This is a genomic window from Sphingobacteriales bacterium, assembly GCA_012517435.1.
GTDB lineage: Bacteria > Bacteroidota > Bacteroidia > CAILMK01 > JAAYUY01 > JAAYUY01.
In genome coordinates, this window is the sequence record JAAYUY010000144.1 from 1 (window position 1) to 20,666 (window position 20,666).

At 41.5% G+C, this 20,666-nt stretch carries 15 protein-coding genes, 1 tRNA gene and 1 other RNA gene; 7 read left to right on the plus strand and 10 right to left on the minus strand.

Annotated elements, in window-relative coordinates; all coding sequences use genetic code 11:
- Positions 1-122 precede the first annotated feature (122 nt).
- Positions 123-209 (plus strand) — tRNA-Ser (locus GX437_08135).
- A gap of 368 nt (positions 210-577) precedes the next feature.
- Here GX437_08135 and GX437_08140 read toward each other — a convergent pair.
- The 5 genes from GX437_08140 to GX437_08160 form a co-directional block, all read right to left on the minus strand.
- On the minus strand, positions 578-1,072 hold the full coding sequence (locus tag GX437_08140) for a YkgJ family cysteine cluster protein (protein NLJ07623.1): 495 nt from the start codon (positions 1,070-1,072) through the stop codon (positions 578-580).
- Positions 1,038-1,772, minus strand: coding sequence for a hypothetical protein (locus GX437_08145; GenBank protein ID NLJ07624.1), 735 nt, complete (start codon positions 1,770-1,772; stop codon positions 1,038-1,040). The genes GX437_08140 and GX437_08145 overlap by 35 nt, the downstream gene beginning before the upstream one ends.
- Positions 1,769-2,065, minus strand: coding sequence for a hypothetical protein (locus tag GX437_08150; protein ID NLJ07625.1), 297 nt, complete (start codon positions 2,063-2,065; stop codon positions 1,769-1,771). The genes GX437_08145 and GX437_08150 overlap by 4 nt, the downstream gene beginning before the upstream one ends.
- Positions 2,066-2,201: 136 nt before the next feature.
- Complete coding sequence (locus GX437_08155; protein ID NLJ07626.1) at positions 2,202-3,455, minus strand: T9SS type A sorting domain-containing protein; 1,254 nt, start codon at positions 3,453-3,455, stop codon at positions 2,202-2,204.
- Positions 3,456-3,457: 2 nt separating this feature from the next.
- Positions 3,458-5,575, minus strand: a complete 2,118-nt coding sequence (locus GX437_08160) for a S9 family peptidase (protein ID NLJ07627.1) — start codon at positions 5,573-5,575, stop codon at positions 3,458-3,460.
- A 149-nt stretch (positions 5,576-5,724) separates the two neighbouring features.
- Here GX437_08160 and GX437_08165 point away from each other — a divergent pair, with 149 nt between their 5' ends.
- The gene (locus GX437_08165) at positions 5,725-6,813 is read left to right on the plus strand and encodes a glycosyltransferase family 9 protein (GenBank protein ID NLJ07628.1); all 1,089 of its coding nucleotides are present in this window, start codon (positions 5,725-5,727) and stop codon (positions 6,811-6,813) included.
- Between the two features lie 55 nt (positions 6,814-6,868).
- Positions 6,869-10,279, plus strand: coding sequence for a T9SS type A sorting domain-containing protein (locus tag GX437_08170; GenBank protein ID NLJ07629.1), 3,411 nt, complete (start codon positions 6,869-6,871; stop codon positions 10,277-10,279).
- Positions 10,280-10,419: 140 nt separating this feature from the next.
- Here GX437_08170 and GX437_08175 read toward each other — a convergent pair whose 3' ends face one another.
- From GX437_08175 to fabD, 5 genes are all read right to left on the minus strand, one after another.
- Positions 10,420-12,525: an OmpA family protein gene (locus tag GX437_08175; GenBank protein NLJ07630.1), complete on the minus strand. Its 2,106-nt coding sequence runs from the start codon at positions 12,523-12,525 to the stop codon at positions 10,420-10,422.
- A gap of 169 nt (positions 12,526-12,694) precedes the next feature.
- Entirely contained in the window at positions 12,695-13,156 is a 462-nt protein-coding gene (locus GX437_08180) for a 23S rRNA (pseudouridine(1915)-N(3))-methyltransferase RlmH (protein NLJ07631.1), read from the minus strand.
- 2 nt (positions 13,157-13,158) lie between these two features.
- Complete coding sequence (map, locus tag GX437_08185) at positions 13,159-13,935, minus strand: type I methionyl aminopeptidase (protein NLJ07632.1); 777 nt, start codon at positions 13,933-13,935, stop codon at positions 13,159-13,161.
- Positions 13,936-14,109: 174 nt separating this feature from the next.
- Positions 14,110-14,424 carry a YbjQ family protein gene (locus GX437_08190; GenBank protein NLJ07633.1) on the minus strand — a complete coding sequence of 105 codons (315 nt, stop codon included), beginning with the start codon at positions 14,422-14,424 and terminating at the stop codon, positions 14,110-14,112.
- 4 nt (positions 14,425-14,428) lie between these two features.
- Positions 14,429-15,304, minus strand: a complete 876-nt coding sequence (gene fabD / locus GX437_08195; protein ID NLJ07634.1) for an ACP S-malonyltransferase — start codon at positions 15,302-15,304, stop codon at positions 14,429-14,431.
- A 222-nt stretch (positions 15,305-15,526) separates the two neighbouring features.
- Here fabD and GX437_08200 point away from each other — a divergent pair, with 222 nt between their 5' ends.
- The 4 genes from GX437_08200 to ligA form a co-directional block, all read left to right on the plus strand.
- Positions 15,527-17,695 carry a prolyl oligopeptidase family serine peptidase gene (locus tag GX437_08200; GenBank protein ID NLJ07635.1) on the plus strand — a complete coding sequence of 723 codons (2,169 nt, stop codon included), beginning with the start codon at positions 15,527-15,529 and terminating at the stop codon, positions 17,693-17,695.
- Between the two features lie 61 nt (positions 17,696-17,756).
- Positions 17,757-18,761 carry a type I glyceraldehyde-3-phosphate dehydrogenase gene (gene gap / locus GX437_08205; protein NLJ07636.1) on the plus strand — a complete coding sequence of 335 codons (1,005 nt, stop codon included), beginning with the start codon at positions 17,757-17,759 and terminating at the stop codon, positions 18,759-18,761.
- Positions 18,762-18,805: 44 nt separating this feature from the next.
- Positions 18,806-19,207: RNase P RNA component class A (rnpB, locus tag GX437_08210), an RNA gene on the plus strand.
- A 41-nt stretch (positions 19,208-19,248) separates the two neighbouring features.
- Positions 19,249-20,666, plus strand: a 1,418-nt coding sequence (gene ligA, locus GX437_08215; GenBank protein ID NLJ07637.1) for an NAD-dependent DNA ligase LigA, incomplete at its 3' end; no start/stop codon positions are given.

The window sequence follows — 20,666 nt, forward strand, 5'->3', positions numbered from 1 at the left end:
AAAACTGTTAATCTCTGTTCTTCAGTTCTTTATTTTTTGGAGAGATGGCAGAGTGGTTCCCGAATTTTCGGGACGGCAGTCTTGAAAACTGTTAATCTCTGTTCTTCAGTTCTTTATTTTTTGGAGAGATGGCAGAGTGGTCGATTGCGGCAGTCTTGAAAACTGTTGTCCGTTCACGCGGACCGGGGGTTCGAATCCCTCTCTCTCCGCCCTTAATCCTTTTTGTGTAATAAGACGATTGTCGATTTTAAACTCATTTCCAAGACCAACAGGGAATGCGGAAAGTTAAACCAGGCAGTGGGCAGTCTGTAGTTGGCACGGACAATCTAACTCACCCCCAACCCCTCTCTTTCGAAAAGAGAGGGGAGCTGATGGCGTTTCCGGATTTGAAATTTGTCTTATAAAACAAAAATTAAAACACACTCCAGTCCCGTAGGGACGATCTTATGGTAACATCAACAAAATAAAAGAGCCAAGTCCCGTAGGGACGGCCTGATCCCTTGTGAATTCTTAATTAGCTATAAGCAGGCATCTGGCAATCTCCGGCACACAGGAAAAAATTCCGGTTTATTTTTAACTAATAATCTTTACTCATTTTTTCCAGTATTATGGCAACAGCAGGGCAAATCAAGGCATTTCTGGCAGTAAGATCAAGGATCTGATACATCCTGTCCCTGTCGGTATGAGGATATTCGCGGCAGGCAACAGGGCGATGTTCATATATCCGGCAGTAATTATCTTCTTCGAGAAAAGGACAGGGCATGGATTGAAATACATAATCTCCGTCTTCATCTATTCTGAGATAGTTTTCAGTAAAATCAGAGGGCTTCATCCTGAGATATCGTGAAATACGGTTGATGTCGGCATTAAGAAGCCTGGGTCCGGTTGTTTGACAACAGTTGGCACACTGAAGGCAATCTATTTCCTTAAATTCCTCCTGATGAAGGAGGTGAAAATGCCTGTCGAGCTCATGTTTATCAGCCCGTTTAAGCTTTTTAATCCATGATTTGTACAAGTGCTGGTTTTGTATAGCTCTTTCAAGGATTTTCGAAAGTTCTTCCCTTGTTTTCATTGCGGTTACGGAAAAAAAAATCTATGATAGCCAAACAAATCAGACCCACCCCAATAGAGAAAATTAAAATATATTGATTTTCAGGAACATAAGTCGATAAATGCTGAAAAATAGCCTCCTTTTTTGCCGCATTGAAAAGATCTCCAAAACTGAAAGCGGAAAAGATAAACCTGAGGTAGTCAATAGTAAATGAGGCAATGACAAAAGCTGAACCGGTAATTAATGCTGACCATTCCCTGCCGGTAATTTTGGTCAAAGGGTTTTTGTCAGCATAATAAAGAATCATCACTGCAAAGAGAATCATCAGAACAGAAAGCAAAACAGGCTCGAACACAATCCCCACCCATGTTACGGGAATCAGGAAAAGGATGTCCCAGGTTCCAAGAGATTCAGGCCAGCCCAGAATGAGCTTCAGGGTAATATAGTAAAAAATGTCCCACACTCCAAAACTGATAATAAACCATGCAAACCGCTGGCTAAAGGTTTTGCCGGCCAATACTGCTACTGAAACGAGCATAATAATTGTGGCCAGTTCACGGATAATTTCGGTCAGGGCCAGCCGGGGTTCAATCGGAACCAGCGGAAATTTAAAACCTTCCGGATAATAGATTTCCCGAAGATAAACCACCACTGCTCCTTCGAGAAAACCCATGGCAATGGCAAAAGCCAGCATCCAGATAAATTTTGATGATAGTTTCATTTTTCCCTGTTTAAATAAATAATTAACTGATTTTTAATATCATAGCTTTTTAGTATCAAGGTGTTTTTATCTACTGCTTCTATCTGAAATGAATCGGTAACGGCTTCACCAAAAGCTCTCGTCACCAGAGTCTTTTCGTCATCAGAAGTAAACCAGATTCCTTCCTGTTTATTGCCTGCCAGAATAAAGCGGAAAGTGTTGTCGTTTCCGAAATACATCTGCGATTCGCTGTATATCTGCTTCATGTTTTCAAGATACTTAGGCAGAATTTTTTCTTCAATATGACGGTTCACCGTTACTGAATCTATTTTCCACGTCCCGGGTAAATATTTATCTATGGAAAATTCTTTGTTTGTTCGACAAGACAATAGTTCCGAAATAAGAAAAACACAAAGAAACAATCTTTTTAATTTTCTGTGAGGCATATCATCAGTCGTCTTTCACGATAAAACTAATCTTGTAAACCATGTGCGGATGAATTAAAACCAGCATGTAATAATTTCCTGCTTTCAGCTCAGGCGTTTTAATGCTGACCAAACCTTCCCTGCTGATTTTCTGGTGTCTCAGTACCTGAATCTGCCTGCCCATGCTGTCATAAATCCGGAGTTCTGCCATGGCATTTATTTTTTCCTTAAACTGAAGAAAGAACTGGTTTTTTCCGGGATTGGGGAATAAGCTGACGGATTCGTTTTCATTTCCTTGTAAATCAGTTACTTTTTCTGAGACAAAGGCATCAATGTCGGCACGAAACAAACGATTGGCTGTTAAAGGCGTTTTTTCACTCGAAATATAAACTGTCCGGCTGTTGAAGAAACAGGCTGCTTCGGTCTGAAAAAGGTAATGGGCCGGCATATCAAACCTGCGTTTATTGCCACTGAAGAAGTTTTTCTGATGATAATCCCACAACAGCCAGAAAAATGGCTGGTAATTCTTATAACCCAACAGAACAATAGTTCCGGCTGTCCGATCAATGGCAGCATCCGTAATCAGGCCATCCACCTGATAGGAATCGACAGGGGTCAGCTGATAGTGGCCGGGAATTGCCGGCAATGAATAAAGCCTTGTTTTCTGATTCTTCCAGTTTTTACTGAAAAGGTAAATGGAATCATCCACCACCAGCATGGCCTCACAGTCAAAATCATGATTCTGGGCTGATGGTGTAAACTGGAGCTGGTCTGTATATTCAAAAGTGATGGAATCGTATTCATTCAAAATTAATAATGTATCAGGCGAAGTTATATCCTCTTTTTTAATCCTGTAGATGGTCAGGTTTTTACGATCCCCATTGTTATTACCAAAATCACCAATGTAAATAAAGGTTGAATCGTCAGTAATGGCTTCCCAGTCAATATTTCGGGCATTTTTTAATCTTACTTTGGATTTAACGGTATTGGATTGTGAATCATAGGCATAAAGTTCGGCTGGAGAGCCACTGTCGTTAATAAACCAGAAAAGTCCATTGAAAAGAAACATGCCGGAGTTCTCTGATAGCACAACCGGTAATGAGCTGATTACTTCCTCCGCTTTGAAATTGGTTTTTTCATACACACAACTGCCGTCATTTATGGTAGCAAGCGGATTGTAGTTAAGGGCGCGGTAATCGGTACATCCTGCCACCTGTGAGTGTAGCTTAACAGGTATTAAAGCAATGAAAAATAAAATGATAAAAATCCTGACCGGCATGTTTAATAATTTGGTTGAATGCCCAGATTATAGAAGATAAACGCCCAGATGTCGGTATTTAAATCGATGGTTTTACTGACAGGCGTTCCCGCTCCGTGTCCGGCTTTTTCCTCTATCCTGATCATCACCGGATTATTTCCCTTATATTTTTCCTGAAGGGTAGCAATAAATTTAAAAGAATGTGCAGGAACAACACGGTCGTCATGATCGGCTGTGGTAACAAGGGTGGCCGGATATTCCACATTCTCCCTGATATTATGAAGAGGGGAGTATTTAATCAGGTATCTGAACTGCTCTTCATTGTCGCTGCTGCCATATTCATCCACCCAATGTCCCCCTATTGTAAATTTATGATACTTAAGCATATCGAGCACACCAACCTCAGGAATGGCTACTTTAAATAAATCGGGACGCTGGGTCATGCATGCCCCTACGAGTAATCCTCCGTTGGAACCCCCGCGTATGGCAATTTTATCCGCAGAAGTATATTTCTCTTTAATCAGGTATTCAGCGGCTGCTATGAAGTCGTCAAAAACATTTTGCTTGTTTTCCCTCATTCCTGCTTCATGCCATTTTTCGCCATATTCTCCTCCTCCCCTTAAATTGCAATAGGCAAATATGCCCCCGTTTTCAAGCAATATCAGGCTCGAAACACTGAAATTCGGCATCAGGCTGATATTGAATCCACCATAACCATAGAGCAATACCGGATTCTTCCCGTTCTTTTCCAGATCTTTGCGGTAGGTCAGAAACATCGGGACTTTCGTACCGTCTTTACTGAGATAAAAGACCTGTTCGGTTTTATACTTGCTCAAATCAAAATTAATCTCTGACTTTCTAAAAACAGAAACTGAATTTTTCATCAAATCATATTTGAATACCGTTGAGGGAAAAGTAAATGAGGTAAAGCCGAAAAAGGCTATAGTGTCATCTTTTCTTGCATTAAATCCGGTGAGATTTCCCGGACCCGGCAGTTTTATTTCTTCCAGCATACGTCCATCGGGAGAATATCTGTAAATTTTTGAAACCACATCCTGAATATAAACAGTAATCAGGTTATTTTTCATCAGGACAACATTCACCAGCGGATAATCTTTTTGCGGAATAAGGTCGCGTATTACATTTTCTTTTTCCGCTGTATTGATGCTTACCAGCTTATAATTTGGAGCACCATTATTGGTTTTCATCAGTAGGGTGTCGCCAATATTCTGAATGACGGTATTCTCAAATTCAAATCCAGGTTCAAGAACGGTAAATTCTTTATCACTTTTTTCAAGGTTTTTATACATCACACTGTTGCCATTGGTGGATTCGCTGCCGTAAATAATCAGAAAGCGCTGGTCTTCAGTAACATCTGCACTGAAAGTACGGAAAGGATGTTGATTGTCGCGATACACAAGCTGGTCTTTCGATTGGCTGGTTCCAAGTGTGTGATAATAAACTTTATGATTTTTATTTTTCTCTGAAAACTCTTTTCCCTTCACCGGTTTATCAAAACGGCTGTAAAAAAAACCATTTTTATACCAAGCTACACCACTGAACTTAATCCATTCAAGCTTGTCGTCAAGTTTTTTGCCCGTTTCCAGATCGAGGACATAAATTTCGTTCCAGTCGCTGCCTGCCCGTGCAATGCCATAAGCCAGATATTTTCCATCGGGAGAAGGCTCAATGTCGGACAGTGCAACTGTTCCATCTTCGCTGAATTTATTGGGATCGAGCAGCAATTCTTCTTTACCATCAGGTCCTCTCATCATGTACAAAACTGACTGTTGCTGCAAGCCGTCATTTTTCAATAAAAAGTATTTTTCTGCCGCATGAAAAGGCACGGAATATCGCGGATAATTCCATAATTCTGTCAGTCTTTTCCTGATTTTTTCCCGGTAGGGTATTTTTTCGAGATAAGCGTTGGTTACCTTATTCTGTGCTTTTACCCAAGCCACTACTTCAGCTGCGGTATCGTCTTCAAGCCAGTTGTACGGGTCGGGCACCTGTTGTCCGAAATAAGTATCAACATGGTCGCTTTTCCTCGTTTCAGGATAAATAAATTTTGCTTCTTCCTGTTTCTTTTTGCATGAAAATGTCATCATAAGCAAACTTAATAAGATGATCTGACGTTTCATATAAACTGAATTTTTGGTACAAACTTACTGAAACAGACGGGATTAGGAAAAGTAAATTCTTCAGGATGATAAGGCCTCTACTTTTTGCCTCCCCGAATCAAAGTTCAATGGGAAAGATTAACTTTGCACTTCAATAATTTTTATCCTTCATGAATATTCAACAGGTTCATTTCGATTGCAGGCATTTCCGTGGTGATATTCCGTGTAAACCCAACAAAGAAAGGGATAAAATCTGTGAAAACTGTGATGAATACAGCCCAATATCAAAAAAAATCCTGATCATCAAACTGGGCGCTCTGGGCGATGTCATACGCACGACTCCTTTGGTTACCCGCTTCAGAGAAATTTATCCCGCTTGTCATATTTCATGGATTACCCATTCGCCTGAAATATTGCCGGAATCTGCCATTGACCGGATTTTTAAATGGGATTTCAAAAATGTATATATCCTCAGTCATCAGCAGTTTGATATAGCCATCAACCTTGACAAGGATTATGAAGCCTGTGCCTTGCTGAGCGAGGTAAAAGCCGTTGAAAAATATGGTTTTCTTCTGAAAGACCATCATATAGCACCGGCTACGCCTGCTGCAGAACATAAATTGCTGACCGGTTTTTTCGACAGCCTTTCCAAAAAAAATACAAAAAGCTATCTCGAGGAAATATTCGAAATATGCCATCTGAATTTCAATCAGGAAGAATGCCTGCTCGATGTGGATAAAAACCTCAGTATGAAATGGGAAGAAATAATCAGGCAAAAGGCACAGGGGAAAAAGGTAATCGGATTAAATACCGGTTGCGGACTCCGCTGGCCTACCCGTCTGTGGCCTCAGGAATACTGGATAAAACTGATTGAAATGCTTCAGCAGGATGGCTATTTTCCGATGGTTCTGGGCGGGCCCGATGAAGACGAAATGAACAGGTTTTATTCCGGACAGACCGGATGTTATTATCCCGGACTCTACAGCCTGAAAGAATTTATTGCCCTGACTAATCAAACCCATCTCGTGGTAACAGCCGTTTCGATGATGATGCACATAGCCACTGCCCTGCGTAAACCCATGATTTTATTTGTCAACATTTTCAATCCGCATGAATTTGAATTGTATGGACGGGGAGAAATCGTTCAGCCAACAACAGGCTGCGATTGTTTTTATGGGCAGTCCTGTTCGAGGGAACGTCATTGCATGCGCGACATCCTGCCGGAAACAGTTTTTTCTGCCATAAAAAAATATGTCTGACAGGGCGCTTTCCATCCTTCTTTTTTTATCTTTATACTTGAAAAAAAACATGCTTATGAAAGTTAAACTTCATTTTCTCCTTGTTCTTATTGTGCTTATATTCAATACTTACCTTCAGTCATTTGCAAAAAACCTGTATGTCGATGGCTCAACAGGGAATGACAGTTGGAATGGCGAATCCCCCGTATGGACATCCGGAAATAACGGCCCGGTCAAAACCATCCAGAAAGCAGTTGATTTGAGTGTAATCAATGACCAGATATTTGTTGCTCCAGGAATTTACAGGGAAAACTTATCTATTAACCACACCCTGAATCTGACAGGTTCAGGCAACGGAAGCGATTCAACAAAAAACACTATCCTCTTAAGCCAGAATTATGGAAACGGAACAGGCATAAATATCTCGATATCAGGGAGTAGTACCGGTTTACCTTCAAAAATAAGCCAGATGAGGATCAGCGGATATTTGACAGGTGTCATCCTTTCAAGGGATGTGGTTTATCAGGAATTGGTTGTAACTGATAATTATTACGGCTTCTCAAATGGCGGGAACAACTATCTACGAGATCTTCAGCTTTTAAAATGCATTGTAACTTATAACAAAACTGCCGGTCTGCAAATCAACCATGCCTGCAATGTCATTGCCTTTATCATTGACAGTTGCGAATTTTCCGACAATTTCGGAGGAATCTATGCCTATTGCGACAATTCATCCACTTCAAACATCATAGATTTTCTCCTGAAAAACACTTCTTTTAAAAGAAACAAGCAAAAAGGAATTTATGTTGAAAAACTTGAGAACTCCATTTTTGAAAACCTTTATTTCGACAGCTGCGGCATCGACAACAGCTACAGCTGGAATGCCGGAATTGATATTAATCTGAAATTCAATAACTATGAGAATATTTCAATCATCAATTCTGAATTTTATTATTGCGGGACAGGGGGTGCAAGCCATTCAGGCTGTGCCATGGTGATAAAGGCAAGAGATGACGGAGCAGTTTACGGTGCCAATCCTGCCACACTGACCAATGTCAAAGTTAAAGGTATCATCATCAAATACTGCCAGAACGGGATAATTTTCGGAGAGCCGGGAAAAAACAATTTCGGACCTGAGAAAATATCGGTACATGAAAGCCAGATAATTTATTGCCAGAACAGGAATATCATTTCAAACATACGTTCCGAAGTTGTCATGCACAACAACTGCTGGCTGAGCACCAACGGTCCTTCTGTTACAGATACTTCACTTAATAATTCCGGTAAAATACTGATTTACACGTGGATAAAAAATACTATTGACCGCCAGAGCCGGATAGGCTTTCAATCCGACAGCATTGTCTGGTTTGAAAAAAATTCTGGCAGCCTGCAGAATGCAATAGAGGTAACGCCTTATGCGTGGACACTATTCATCCCCGACAGGCATTACAAAGGCTCATATCATGTCAGATCCAAAATTTATTTTTCACCCGAAAATATTGTCAGCATTGAATCTTTGCATCTTGATGCACTTTCAGAACTTGAACTCATCAACAACGACCTGTATATTTCTGACAGCCTGATTACGCATAAAAATTCATACTTTTCAACCGGAAATCAATGGCAGGTGGAATTGTCTGATTCATGCCTGATAAAAGAGGATTCAGGCTTTGTCGTTCAGGGAAGGGTACGCACTTTCAGAAACCTGAGTGGTTCCCCCGCCATTGAAGATTTTGGCGGACTTGGTCTGACCCTGAAAGCCAATGTAAACTCTTCATTCCCATTTAATAATGTAGTCGTTATCCGAAGTACCGGGAAAGCCGCAGAAGATTACAGTAAAAAGCTTTTGCGGACTTATGAAATACTTACTCACCAGAATTGCGGCTGGAAGGCAGAGTTGTCTTTTGCCTATGACCAGTCGGAAAAGCAGCCATTGGTGTCAGATACTGCTCTTCAACTGATGAGATCTTACGACAATGGTAAAAAATGGATACTTTCAGGCGGACAACACGATACTGTCCTCAATATCATCAACATCGGTAATGCCGACTACCTTCAGGCAGTCTGGTCTTTTACCGACTCCACAGGGAAAATATTTCCTCCCGGATTAGCCATCAGCAGTGAATTGAACCATATCGACTGCAACGGTAACAAAAATGGCAGCATTAAAGTTGCAATCAACGGAGGATTTCCACCTTACCACTATCAATGGTCAACAGGAGATACGGTAGCCACCCTCGATTCCCTGACAGCAGGAATTTACCGGCTGACGGTTTCTGATACCGGAGGCTGTTCGGCTATTGACAGCTTTGAAGTTCTGGAGCCATTACCCCTTTCACATTCTTTTGCCGTTCAGCCGGTCAGGTGTTTTGGAGAAAGCAACGGAAAAGCAGAAATCTTTATCAGCGGAGGAACCCCTCCCTATCAGATTTTGTGGAAAGACCTTGAAAAGACAGCAAAAATCATCAATAAACCTGCGGGAAGTTATTTTGTAACTGTTAATGACACGCATCTTTGCCAGTTTACAGATACTGTACTCATCACCCAGCCTGAGAAATACGTGTTTAATGAAAAAATTCACCATATTTCATGTTATGGCAAAAATGATGGCCGCATAGAACTAAATCCGCAGGGCGGCACACCGCCATACCTGATATTCTGGTCAACCGGGCAAAGTGGAAACTCCATATCTCACCTGAAACCGGGCACCTATGATTTTTCAATTTTTGACAGCTTTTTCTGCCCGGGTGGGGATACTTTCACCATTCTTGAGCCTGCTCCGCTAAAGGTCAGCATTCAGGTTACTCACCTGAAATGTTTTGGTGAACCTTCCGGAAAATCAGAGGCTCTGGTATCGGGAGGCACACCGCCCTATCATTATCTCTGGAATGGGAAAGATACCGGACAAACCATTGAAAAATGCCATGCCGGAAAATATTATTTAATGATAACTGATGAGAATCAATGCGTTATTACAGATTCTGCCGAGATATTACAACCCCAGAAAATAAGTTTTTCTTTTCAGGTCGTTCACGATACCAATCACAAATGCATTGGCAGGATACAGGCTAATGTCAGCGGAGGCACTCCTCCCTATCTGGCAGAATGGGACGACCCTAATCAACAGAAAGGCTTTTCTGCAACAGGTTTATGCTCAGGCATTTACACCTTGTCTATCACCGACTCCAATCAATGCAAGGCCGATAGTTCCGCTGAGGTTCTGCAAATTACCAATCCCGGAATACTTCTTCCCCCTTCCTCTGCTTTGTCCGTTTATCCTAATCCCTGCAGGGACGAAATATATCTGACATCCGAATTTGATTTTCATACAATTACACTTTATGGCACAAAAGGACAGAAAGTATTGGAGTTTAAAAACTGCCCACGGAAATACAGAATAGATGTTTCCAAACTAATAAGCGGGATATACTTCCTTTGCGTCATGACAGAAACCTCAGGCTATTTTGTAAAAGTGATGAAAAAATAGTTTGACGGGTGATAAGTGATGAGTTATGTCCCTGATTTTTGTGCCTTTGGGAAATTAACAAATGGCAAACTTCAGCTAATTGTGCTGACAGGCTTTTATACTTTATTTAGCTGAATAATGACCTGAATTCAACATCAGGATTATTCATCCTCCGGTTCCTGCTCCTGCTGATTTTCCTGCTCTTCATAGCGTTTTCTCTGCTCTTTGGGCATGGTCTTGGCCGGTGCATAATCGCCTAACTGGTGTTCCCGCTGATATTGATCCAACCTGTCTTTGTATTCATCCGGATAAACATAATCCGTCCGGATAATGCGGAAAGTGGTTCTGCGGTTTTGCTGATGCTGCTCTTCGGTACAGTCAAGGCCGGGCCCTTCGTTTCCTTCGCAGGTACATCCGTTGGCAATCTGGCTTTCACCATATCCGATGGCCTGCATTCTGTCGGGAGGAATTCCCCTGTATTCGAGATAGTCGGTAACGGCTTTTGCCCTGTTTTCCGAGAGTTTCTGGTTATATTCCACAGAAGCACGACAGTCGGTATGTGAGCCGATTTCAATCACGATATAAGGATGCTTCATCATGATATTGTACAGGGAATCCAGCACAACCATCGATTCAGGACGTAAGGTATATTTGTCCAGATCGTAATAAATACCCTGCAACTCAACATCAACGGGCAGAAATGGGTCGAGATACAAATCCCTGACAAAATCTTCAGAAAATTCAAGTCCGACAGTGGAAACATATTTAATTTCAGAGTCGAAGAAAAACTTCTTGAAAGCATCCACTGAATATTCATTTTCAGGAGCCAGCTGGAATTTATATCCTCCGGAGGCATCTGTTTTCACCGCCACCCTGAATGTATCATTTATAGTAAGGGTAACAGTTGCATCCGGAATAACTTCTTTTGTTTTCAGATTAAAGACTGTACCACTGAGGGTATATTCCAGTGGTGTCATATAGAACTGGTAAATATCATCTCCCTTGCTTCCCGGACGGTTAGAGGAAAAATATCCTCTGTAACCCTTGGCAATGGTGCCACCTTTTTCAACAATTACTGCAAAATCATCTCCTCCTGAATTGACAGGTGATTTCATGTTGACTGGTTTTGTCCAAACATCATCCACTTTATCAGAATAAAAAATATCAAGTCCGCCCATGCCGGGATGTCCGTTTGAAGAGAAATAAAGTCTGTCGTTTGTATAGGCAAAAGGAAACATTTCGTCTCCCGTTGTATTGATGACCGGGCCTAAGTTAACCGGATCACCCCATGTTTTCCCCCTTTTCACGTAAGTAGCCATCCAGATGTCAAGTCCGCCATAACCGCCTTCCATGTCGCTGACAAAATAGAGTTTTTTCCCGTCAGGACTTAAGGAAGGATGCCCATACATAGTGAAGGAATCTGTACAAAAGCCCAGCACTTCCGGTTCTCCCCACACTTTACCTTTTTTCCTGATAACGAAAATACGGCAGTTATGACCTTTTCCGCTGGCATCGTTACACTGTGTATAATACATTGTATTGAACCTGCTGTCAAACGTTACCACTCCTTCATTGAATTTTGTGTTAACTATCTGATCTTCATCAATAAGTGCAGGTTTTTTATATTTGGTAGTGCTTTTTCCTTCCGGTTCGATAAAATAAATATCTGTATGTTTCTGCATGGTCCAGTCATAAAGGTTTCCGCCTGTTGATTCTTCACGATCGGAGGTAAAAACAAAAGCCCCTTTTCTGTAATACATCAGCGCAAAATCATTTGCTTTACTGTTAACAATTTTAAAGGGTTCGACTACATAGCGGGTTTTTTCCTTTTTCCATTGAATAGCATCTTCAGCCGATTTCAGGGCTGTTTCACCTACCGGATCACCCGGCACTTCACGGATGTAATCTTTGAAAGCGATAATGGCATCTTCGTATTTTTCCTGACGTTTCAGCATTTCGCCCAGATAATAATATGCAATGGGATCACTGTTGGGCATTTTTACTACCTTTCTGTAATAATTTTCTGCCTTGGAATATTCGTTCATAAACCGGTAGCAATTGGCAACTTTGAGGGTAACTTCAGCTTTGACCTTTTTATCTTTCTCCTTGGTCAATATTTTCTTGTACATCTCAACTGCCGTATTAAACTGATACAAGTCGTAGGCATTATTGGCTTTCTCAATGGATGAAACCGAGCCACAACCCGTTATTAAAGCAGCTATGGCAAAAATAAACATGATGCCCAACAATTTATGATGCTTCATCATAGTATTTTTAACTATTTTAGTCTATAAATTTCATGTGCAAATAAAATGAATTAATTGTGAATAAACGTAATTGTGTAAATTTAATTTTACAGTGTTTTATTATTGCAGATTTTTAGTCCGAACATTTTACTGATCTGACAAAAAGAAAGACCTCAATTATTCTCTTTTTTCAATGATGATAAGGGTGATTTTTTAAAATTGTAAATGCCCTGTAGAGCTGTTCCAGAAAAAAGATCCTGACCAGTTCATGGGTGAGTGTCATTTTGGATAAACTCAGCAGGTAGTTTGCCTTTGAATAAATGCTTTCTGAAAATCCATAAGGTCCTCCGCCAATAAAAACCAGCCTTCCTGATGTTTTGCTGAACAAACCGGATAAGCTCGATGCAAAGTCAACCGAACTCAGCATTTCACCTTTTTCATCCAGTAACACGATATAATCACCGGTTTTCAGGTTTTTCAGAATCATGTCGGCCTCCGCCCGGATAATCTCTTCTTTTGTCTGTGCTTTTTTTACCTCAAGTTCCTGATAGGAAATCTCAGCAAAAGGTCTTATTCTTTGCAGGTAAAAAGAAATACCTTCAGCAATAAATTTCTGCTTTGTTTTTCCGCAAACCCAGAATGTTGTTTTCATTTTTAGCGGGAATATTCACCGTCAATATCTGTAAGTACCTCACAGCCGGTATCTGTAATCAGAATGGTGTGCTCGTACTGTGCAGACAACTTTCTGTCAATGGTTCTCACCGTCCAGCCATCCTTCTTGTCGATGACCGTACGTGCTTTTCCCTGATTGATCATGGGTTCAATGGTAAAAGTCATCCCCGGCCGCATTTCAACACCGGTATTTCTCTCGGCAGAATGTGGTATTTCCGGTGGTTCATGAAACTGCAGGCCAACTCCATGGCCGCAAAACTCATATACCACTCCGCATCCCCTCGACCTGGCATATTTTGAAATCTCGTACCCGATAAGTCCGGTCAGATTGCCCGGCTTGCATACGGAAATGCCCAGGTCAAGGCATTTTTTGGTAATCGTTAGCAAGGATTGGGCTTTTTCATCAATTTCACCAATCGTAAACATGGTGCTGGTATCTCCGTAATAGCCGTTTAAAATGGTCGTAACATCAATATTGACAATATCTCCCGACTTTAACACCGTTTTTTCATCAGGTATTCCATGGCAAACCACTTCATTGGGAGAAATACAGCAGGAACTCGGAAATCCATTGTAATTCAGGGTGGCAGGAATTGCATGATGGTCGCGTATAAACTCATCTATCAGTTTATTGAGATAAGCAGTTGACACACCTTCCTGAACAAAAGGTGCAATGAACTTTAAGGATTGTGCAGCCAGACGACAGCTTTTCCGGATTCCTTCAATCTGTTCCGGTGTTTTAATGATTATTTTTCCCATTTTAAGATTCTTTTGACTGCAAACAAAGACAATCAGTAATCACGTTTTTCAAAATCTTCTTTTTCTTTGTCTTTAAGCCTTTTGTAAATGAGATAGATCAATAAAACAACCAGTCCGACCGGAATAATCACCGAGAGTAGCGACATGATAAAACCACCAATGATCATTATCAGTTTATTTCAATTTTACAGCAGTGCCATAAGCCAGAATTTCCGCACTACCAGCCATCAGCATGGAGGTAGTAAACCTGACATTGACGACAGCATCAGCGCCAAGCCTTTGTGCATCCTTCATCATACGCTGGAGCGCCTCTTCGCGTGCATCGGCTATCAGTTTGGTATATTCTGAAATTTCCCCGCCTACTACGTTTTTAAGCCCGGCAACGATATCTCTTCCGATATTTCGCGCCCTGACTGTATTGCCTCTGGCAATGCCCAATACTTCTCCTATTTCCCTGCCGGGAATATTCGGAATGCTTGTGATAATCATATATTTACAATTTAATAGTCTCTTTTCCGGGAGCAATTTTTCCGATTAATCCGCATAAAACATTACCCGGGCCACATTCAATAAACACCTGAGCGCCATCTTTCACCATATTTTCAACGCTTTGCGACCATCTTACCGGAGCGGTTAACTGAGCTATCAGGTTCTTTTTAATCACCACAGGATCGTCTGAGCCTTCAGCCGTTGCATTCTGGTAAATTTTACAGACCGGTTTTTTAAACTCAGTGTTTTCAATGGCAGCAGCCAGTTTAACACGGGCAGGCTCCATCAGCGGGGAATGGAAAGCTCCGCCAACTTTTAAGGGTAAAGCTCTTTTGGCTCCCCTCGCTTTCAGTAATTCACAGGCTTTGCTGACCCCTTCCACAGAACCGGAAATAACCAGCTGACCCGGAGAATTGTAATTGGCCGGAACGACAACTTCTTCAATTTCGTCACAAACTTCCTCGACAATTTTATCATCAAGACCTAATACAGCAGCCATGGTAGAGGGTTCAAGCTCGCAGGCTTCCTGCATGGCGTTGGCCCTCTCACGTACAAGTTTTAATCCATCTTCAAAACTCAGGGCTCCGGCTGCCACCAGGGCAGAAAACTCTCCAAGCGAATGTCCGGCAGTCATGTCCGGATATTTATCTGTTTTCTTTGCAAAAAAGGTTGCCACAGAGTGAATAAAAATAGCTGGCTGGGTAATACGTGTCTGCCTCAGGTCTTCTTCGGTCCCGGCAAACATCAGGTCGCTGATGCGAAATCCAAGAATATCATTGGCTTGCTCAAACAAGGCTTTTGCTTCTTCGTTCTCGAGGTAAAGGTCTTTTCCCATACCCACAAACTGTGCTCCCTGCCCGGGAAATACATAAGCTTTCATCTTTTGTCAATTTTTATTGGCCTGCAAATGTCATGATAAAATTGAAATAATTGATAAATTTTGCTTTGACCATTTAATACCTGACAACTAATTTTCTTTTCTGATCAATAGAACCAAGTTACTGATAATCTTTTTATTAAAAAAAGACAAACAAATTTACACTTTGCGTCAGCCAATTGCATTAAAATAATGAAATTTGCACTTCATTTAAACAACTGAACCATGAGAAAAATTGCTTTTTTATTCCTGTTTACCTTAATTTTCATTACAGGCACATTTCCTCAGGGAAAACTGCTGACGCTTGAAGAGATTAATGGAAGAAATGCTTATCGCTTCTATCCCGAATATGTCCGGATAATTGAAGGCCTTCCGCAATTGCTGTGGAAAACAACTTCAGATGTGTACACCTATGTAAAAAACGATGCCCTTTGGGAGGGGACCACCAAAGCAGGAAGCGACAAACAGGTGCTCGATCTGCCCACTTTTAATAAAAACCTTGTCAAATCAGGATTTACAGAACTTAAAAGTTTTCCGGAAATAAGCTGGGTGAGCGATGTCAGCTTTCGTTTTGAACACGGAAATGCACTTCTTGTTTACGACATGAAAAAAGGAAGTGCAGCCAAAGTCAATTCTTATCCCGATGACATGGAAAATGCTGATATTGAACCCAATACATTTGCCATTGCCTTTACACGTGAAAACAATCTTTATGTATTGCTGAATAATCAGGAGCCGCTTGCTGTTACAACTGATGCCGATAAAAACATTGTCAACGGACAAACGGTCTCAAGGCATGAGTTTAATACCGAAAACGGGAAATTCTGGTCTCCCAAAGGGAACTTCCTTGCCTTTTACCGCAAAGATGAAAGTCAGGTAACCGATTATCCGATAACGGACATTTCAAAAGTTCCTGCCGTTACCAAAAATATCAAATATCCCATGGCCGGAGGAAAAAGCGAAATTTTATCAGTTGGCGTTTTTGATGTGAAAAACAACAAAACCATCTGGCTCAAAACAGGTGAAAAAAATGATAAATACCTGACCAACATTACATGGTCGCCCGATGAAAAATATATCTACATTGCCGTGCTTAACCGCGACCAGAACCACCTGATGCTCAACCAATATGATGCAATCACCGGAGAACTGGTGAAAACGCTTTTTGAAGAAAAAAACCAGAAATACATTGAACCTGAATCCGGACCAATATTTTTCAGGAAAAAAACCAATGAATTTTTATGGTTCAGCGAACGCAACGGATACCGCCACCTCTTCCGCTACACCACGGATGGTGAACTGATTGAACAACTGACAGACGGCAAATTCGATGTCCTTGAATTTGTCGGATTCGACCCGACCGAACAATTTGTTCTTTACAAGGCTGTGGATGAAGATTTTCCGCTTCAGCAAAGCATTTACTCTATAAATCTTCAGACAAAAGAAGTGGTGAAAATTTCCACTGCAGACGGAGTTCATGAAGCCACTTTAAGCCCTACAGGTAAATTCTTTTTTGATTCGTACAGCTCTGCAAAAGTTCCTTCTGAAGTTCTCTTATGTGACATTACCGGACTTGTTGTAAAAAAACTCTATACAGGCGAAAATCCTTTGAAAGATTATACGGTTGGTGAAATCACAACGGGAAGCCTTCAGGCTGAAGATAAAACTGAACTCTATTACCGGATGATCAAACCAGTCAATTTTGATCCTGCAAAAAAATATCCTGTCGTGGTATATGTTTATGGAGGGCCTCATGCACAAATGATTACGAATTCGTGGAATTATGGTGCTTCGATGTGGATGCTGTACATGGCTCAGCAAGGATTTATCGTTTTTACCCTTGACAACAGAGGCTCCGCCAACAGGGGATTAAAATTCGAGCAGGCTATTTTCAGAAATATCGGCACCGTTGAAATTCAGGATCAGATGACAGGAATCAAATACCTGAAAGACCTTCCTTATGTGGATGCCGACAGAATAGGTGTTCATGGCTGGAGTTATGGCGGTTATATGGCTGCCGCTTTAATCCTGAAACAACCCGAAACCTTTAAGGTTTCCGTTGCAGGCGCTCCGGTCATCGACTGGTCGATGTATGAAGTAATGTACGGAGAAAGGTATATGGACACGCCTGCTGACAATCCGGAAGGCTATAAAAATGCTAATCTGTTGAATTTCATCAATAATCTGAAAGGGAAACTGCTGATTGTTCATGGAACAAGTGACGACACTGTGGTGCTTCAGCATACCCTCCGCTTTGTTCAGGAATGCAACCACAACAATGTTCAGGTTGATTATTATCTTTACCCCGGACATTCCCACGCTGTCAGAGGCAAAGACAGGCTTCATCTCGACACTAAAATCACCAATTATTTCATTGATAACCTGAAAAAATGAAACTGATTTGTTTAATTTTCTAAATTTGCACTTTAATTTAACTGATAAAATCAACTGAATTATGAAACAAATAAATGTTGCTATTAATGGTTTCGGAAGAATCGGTCGCTCTACTTTCAGGGTCATGTACAACCGTCCCGAAATTAATATTGTTGCTATTAACGACCTTGTCGATCCTCATACTATTGCTTACCTGCTGAAATATGATTCAATATTTGGCATTTTTGCCGATGAAATCAAATATGACAATGATTACCTGATGGTTCATGGTAAGAAAATCAAGGTTTTGTCTCAAATGGACAATTCCCAGTTGCCATGGAAAGAGTTAAATGTGGACATTGTACTCGAATCAACCGGAAAATTTACCAATGTTGAAAAATTAACCAATCATCTTATTGCAGGTTCGAAGAAAGTTGTTTTATCCGCACCTCCGAAAGACAGCGGAATTAAAACCATAGTAATCGGCATTAATGATCATGAACTTAAAGCTGACGACAACATCATCTCAAATGCTTCATGCACCACCAACTGCCTTGCTCCGCTGGTAAAAGTACTTGATGAAATCGGTGGAATAGAAATCGGATATGCCACCACCGTTCATGCCTACACAGCCGACCAGCGACTGGTTGATGCACCTCACAAAGACCTGAGAAGGGCACGGGCAGCCGGGATTAACATCATCCCTACCTCCACCGGAGCTGCCAAAGCCACCGCACTGATATTCCCTCATCTGAAAGGAAAACTAAACGGCAGTGCCTACAGGGTTCCGGTCATTGACGGCTCAGTAGTTGATTTTATCTGTACGGTAAAAAACAAGCTGACAAAAGACCAGATCAACGAAGCCTTTAAAAAAGCTTCAGAAAATGAACTGAAGGGAATTCTGCAATACTGTGACGAAGACATCGTTTCATCAGATATAATCCGCAGCTCGTACAGCACCATTTTTGACTCGCAGATGACTGACGTTAACGAAAACCTGGTTAAAGTTGTCGGCTGGTATGATAATGAATCCGGATACTCATACCGCTTAGTCGATCTGATTTTGAAAATGGGGAAATTATTGTAGGGAAGGAAACCCGAATTACAGCTTATTTTTCGTATTTTTGCAGGCAGGTATAACAGCCTGTCGCTCTTTATTTTAATGTAAAGGGAGGAAAGTCCGGACAACACAGAGCGCAACACTTCCTAACAGGAAGGGGTGCAGGTTGAAAAATCTGCATCACGGAAAGTGCAACAGAAAACATACCGTCACGATTTTATCGGGATAAGGGTGAAATGGCGAGGTAAGAGCTCACCGGTGGCAGGGCGACCTGCCAGCCTGGCAAACCCTGTTGGTTGAAAGGCCATGTAAACCGGAGTGTCTTTCCGATTTTTCGGAACGAGAAGACTGCTCGTCTGAATCTTCGGGGGGTAGGCCGATTGATTCCGGTGGTGACACCGGAACCAGATAAATGACAGGCATTCCCGGCTTGTTCGGGTTACAGAATCCGGCTTATCGTTATACCCTGCCGGAGGTTCGTCCTCCGGTTTTTTTCTTTTAACAATGTTTGAATATGGATGACGAAAAATATTTCCTGAAAAAAACCCATGAATTTCTTCAAATAAAGGAAGAAAACCTGAACCGGCAATTGGCTGAATATCTGGTTGAACCTCTCCGGCAGGTAATCCGCTTCCACGAAAATCTTTATTACGTTAAAAATCAACCTCTTATCCCTGATTATGATTACGACAGGCTCGAACATCTGCTGAAAACCATCGAAACACGTTTCCCCGAACTGCAAGACCCGTTGAGCCCAACCCAAAGAGTCGGAACCGACCTTGTTCAGGGTTTTCGTCAGGTTTCCCACAAAAACCCTATGCTCTCTCTTTCAAATACTTATGCTGAAAACGAACTCATTGAATTCGACAACAGGATCAGAAAAGCCCTGAATGAAGATTTTCAGTATGTTTGTGAGCTGAAATTTGACGGAGCTGCCATTTCTGTTTTTTATGAAAATCATAGTTTTCAATATGCCCTGACAAGGGGTGATGGCATTCAGGGAGATGATGTCAGCAGTAATGTGAAAACCATTAAAAGTATTCCGTTAAAAATAAAAGGTGATGGCTTCCCGGCAAATTTTGAAATCAGAGGAGAAATTTTTCTCAGCAGGGATAACTTCAACAAACTGAATGAAGAAAGACGGGAGGCAGGTGAACCTGAATTTGCCAATCCCCGGAACTCTGCTGCCGGAACACTGAAAATACTCGATCCTAAAATTGTTGCCAGACGAAAACTCGATTGTTTCATGTATTACCTGATTTCCGACCATCTGCCATCCGACTCTCATTATGAAAACCTGATGAGTTGCAAAAGACAGGGATTTAAAATCTCAGACCATATCAGAAAATGCAACAATATCAAAGAAGTTATTGAATATCTGACCTATTGGGAAACCGAAAGAAAGAAACTTCCTTTCGACACTGATGGGGTCGTCATCAAAGTGGATTCTGTCCGACAGCAAAAGATACTTGGCTTTACAGCCAAATCGCCCCGTTGGGCTGTAGCTTATAAGTTTAAAACCGAGCGTGCCAGAACAAAATTACTATCTGTGGATTATCAGGTTGGCCGCACAGGAAGCATTACCCCTGTAGCCAATCTGGAACCTGTTTACCTGGGAGGTACAACTGTCAAACGAGCCACTCTCCACAATGCCGACCAGATAGAAATCCTTGACCTTCATCTTGGCGACTGGGTTTACATCGAAAAAGGAGGGGAAATTATCCCTAAAATTGTCGGTGTGGATGTAGAAAGCCGAAATACCGGAGCAGAGCAGGTCAGGTTTATCACACATTGTCCGGAATGCAACACAGCACTCATTCGCAAAGAAGGTGAAGCCAATCATTATTGTCCGAACGAAGACCATTGTCCGCCTCAGATAAAAGGAAAAATACTGCATTTTATCGGACGAAAAGCCATGGATATAGGCTTTGC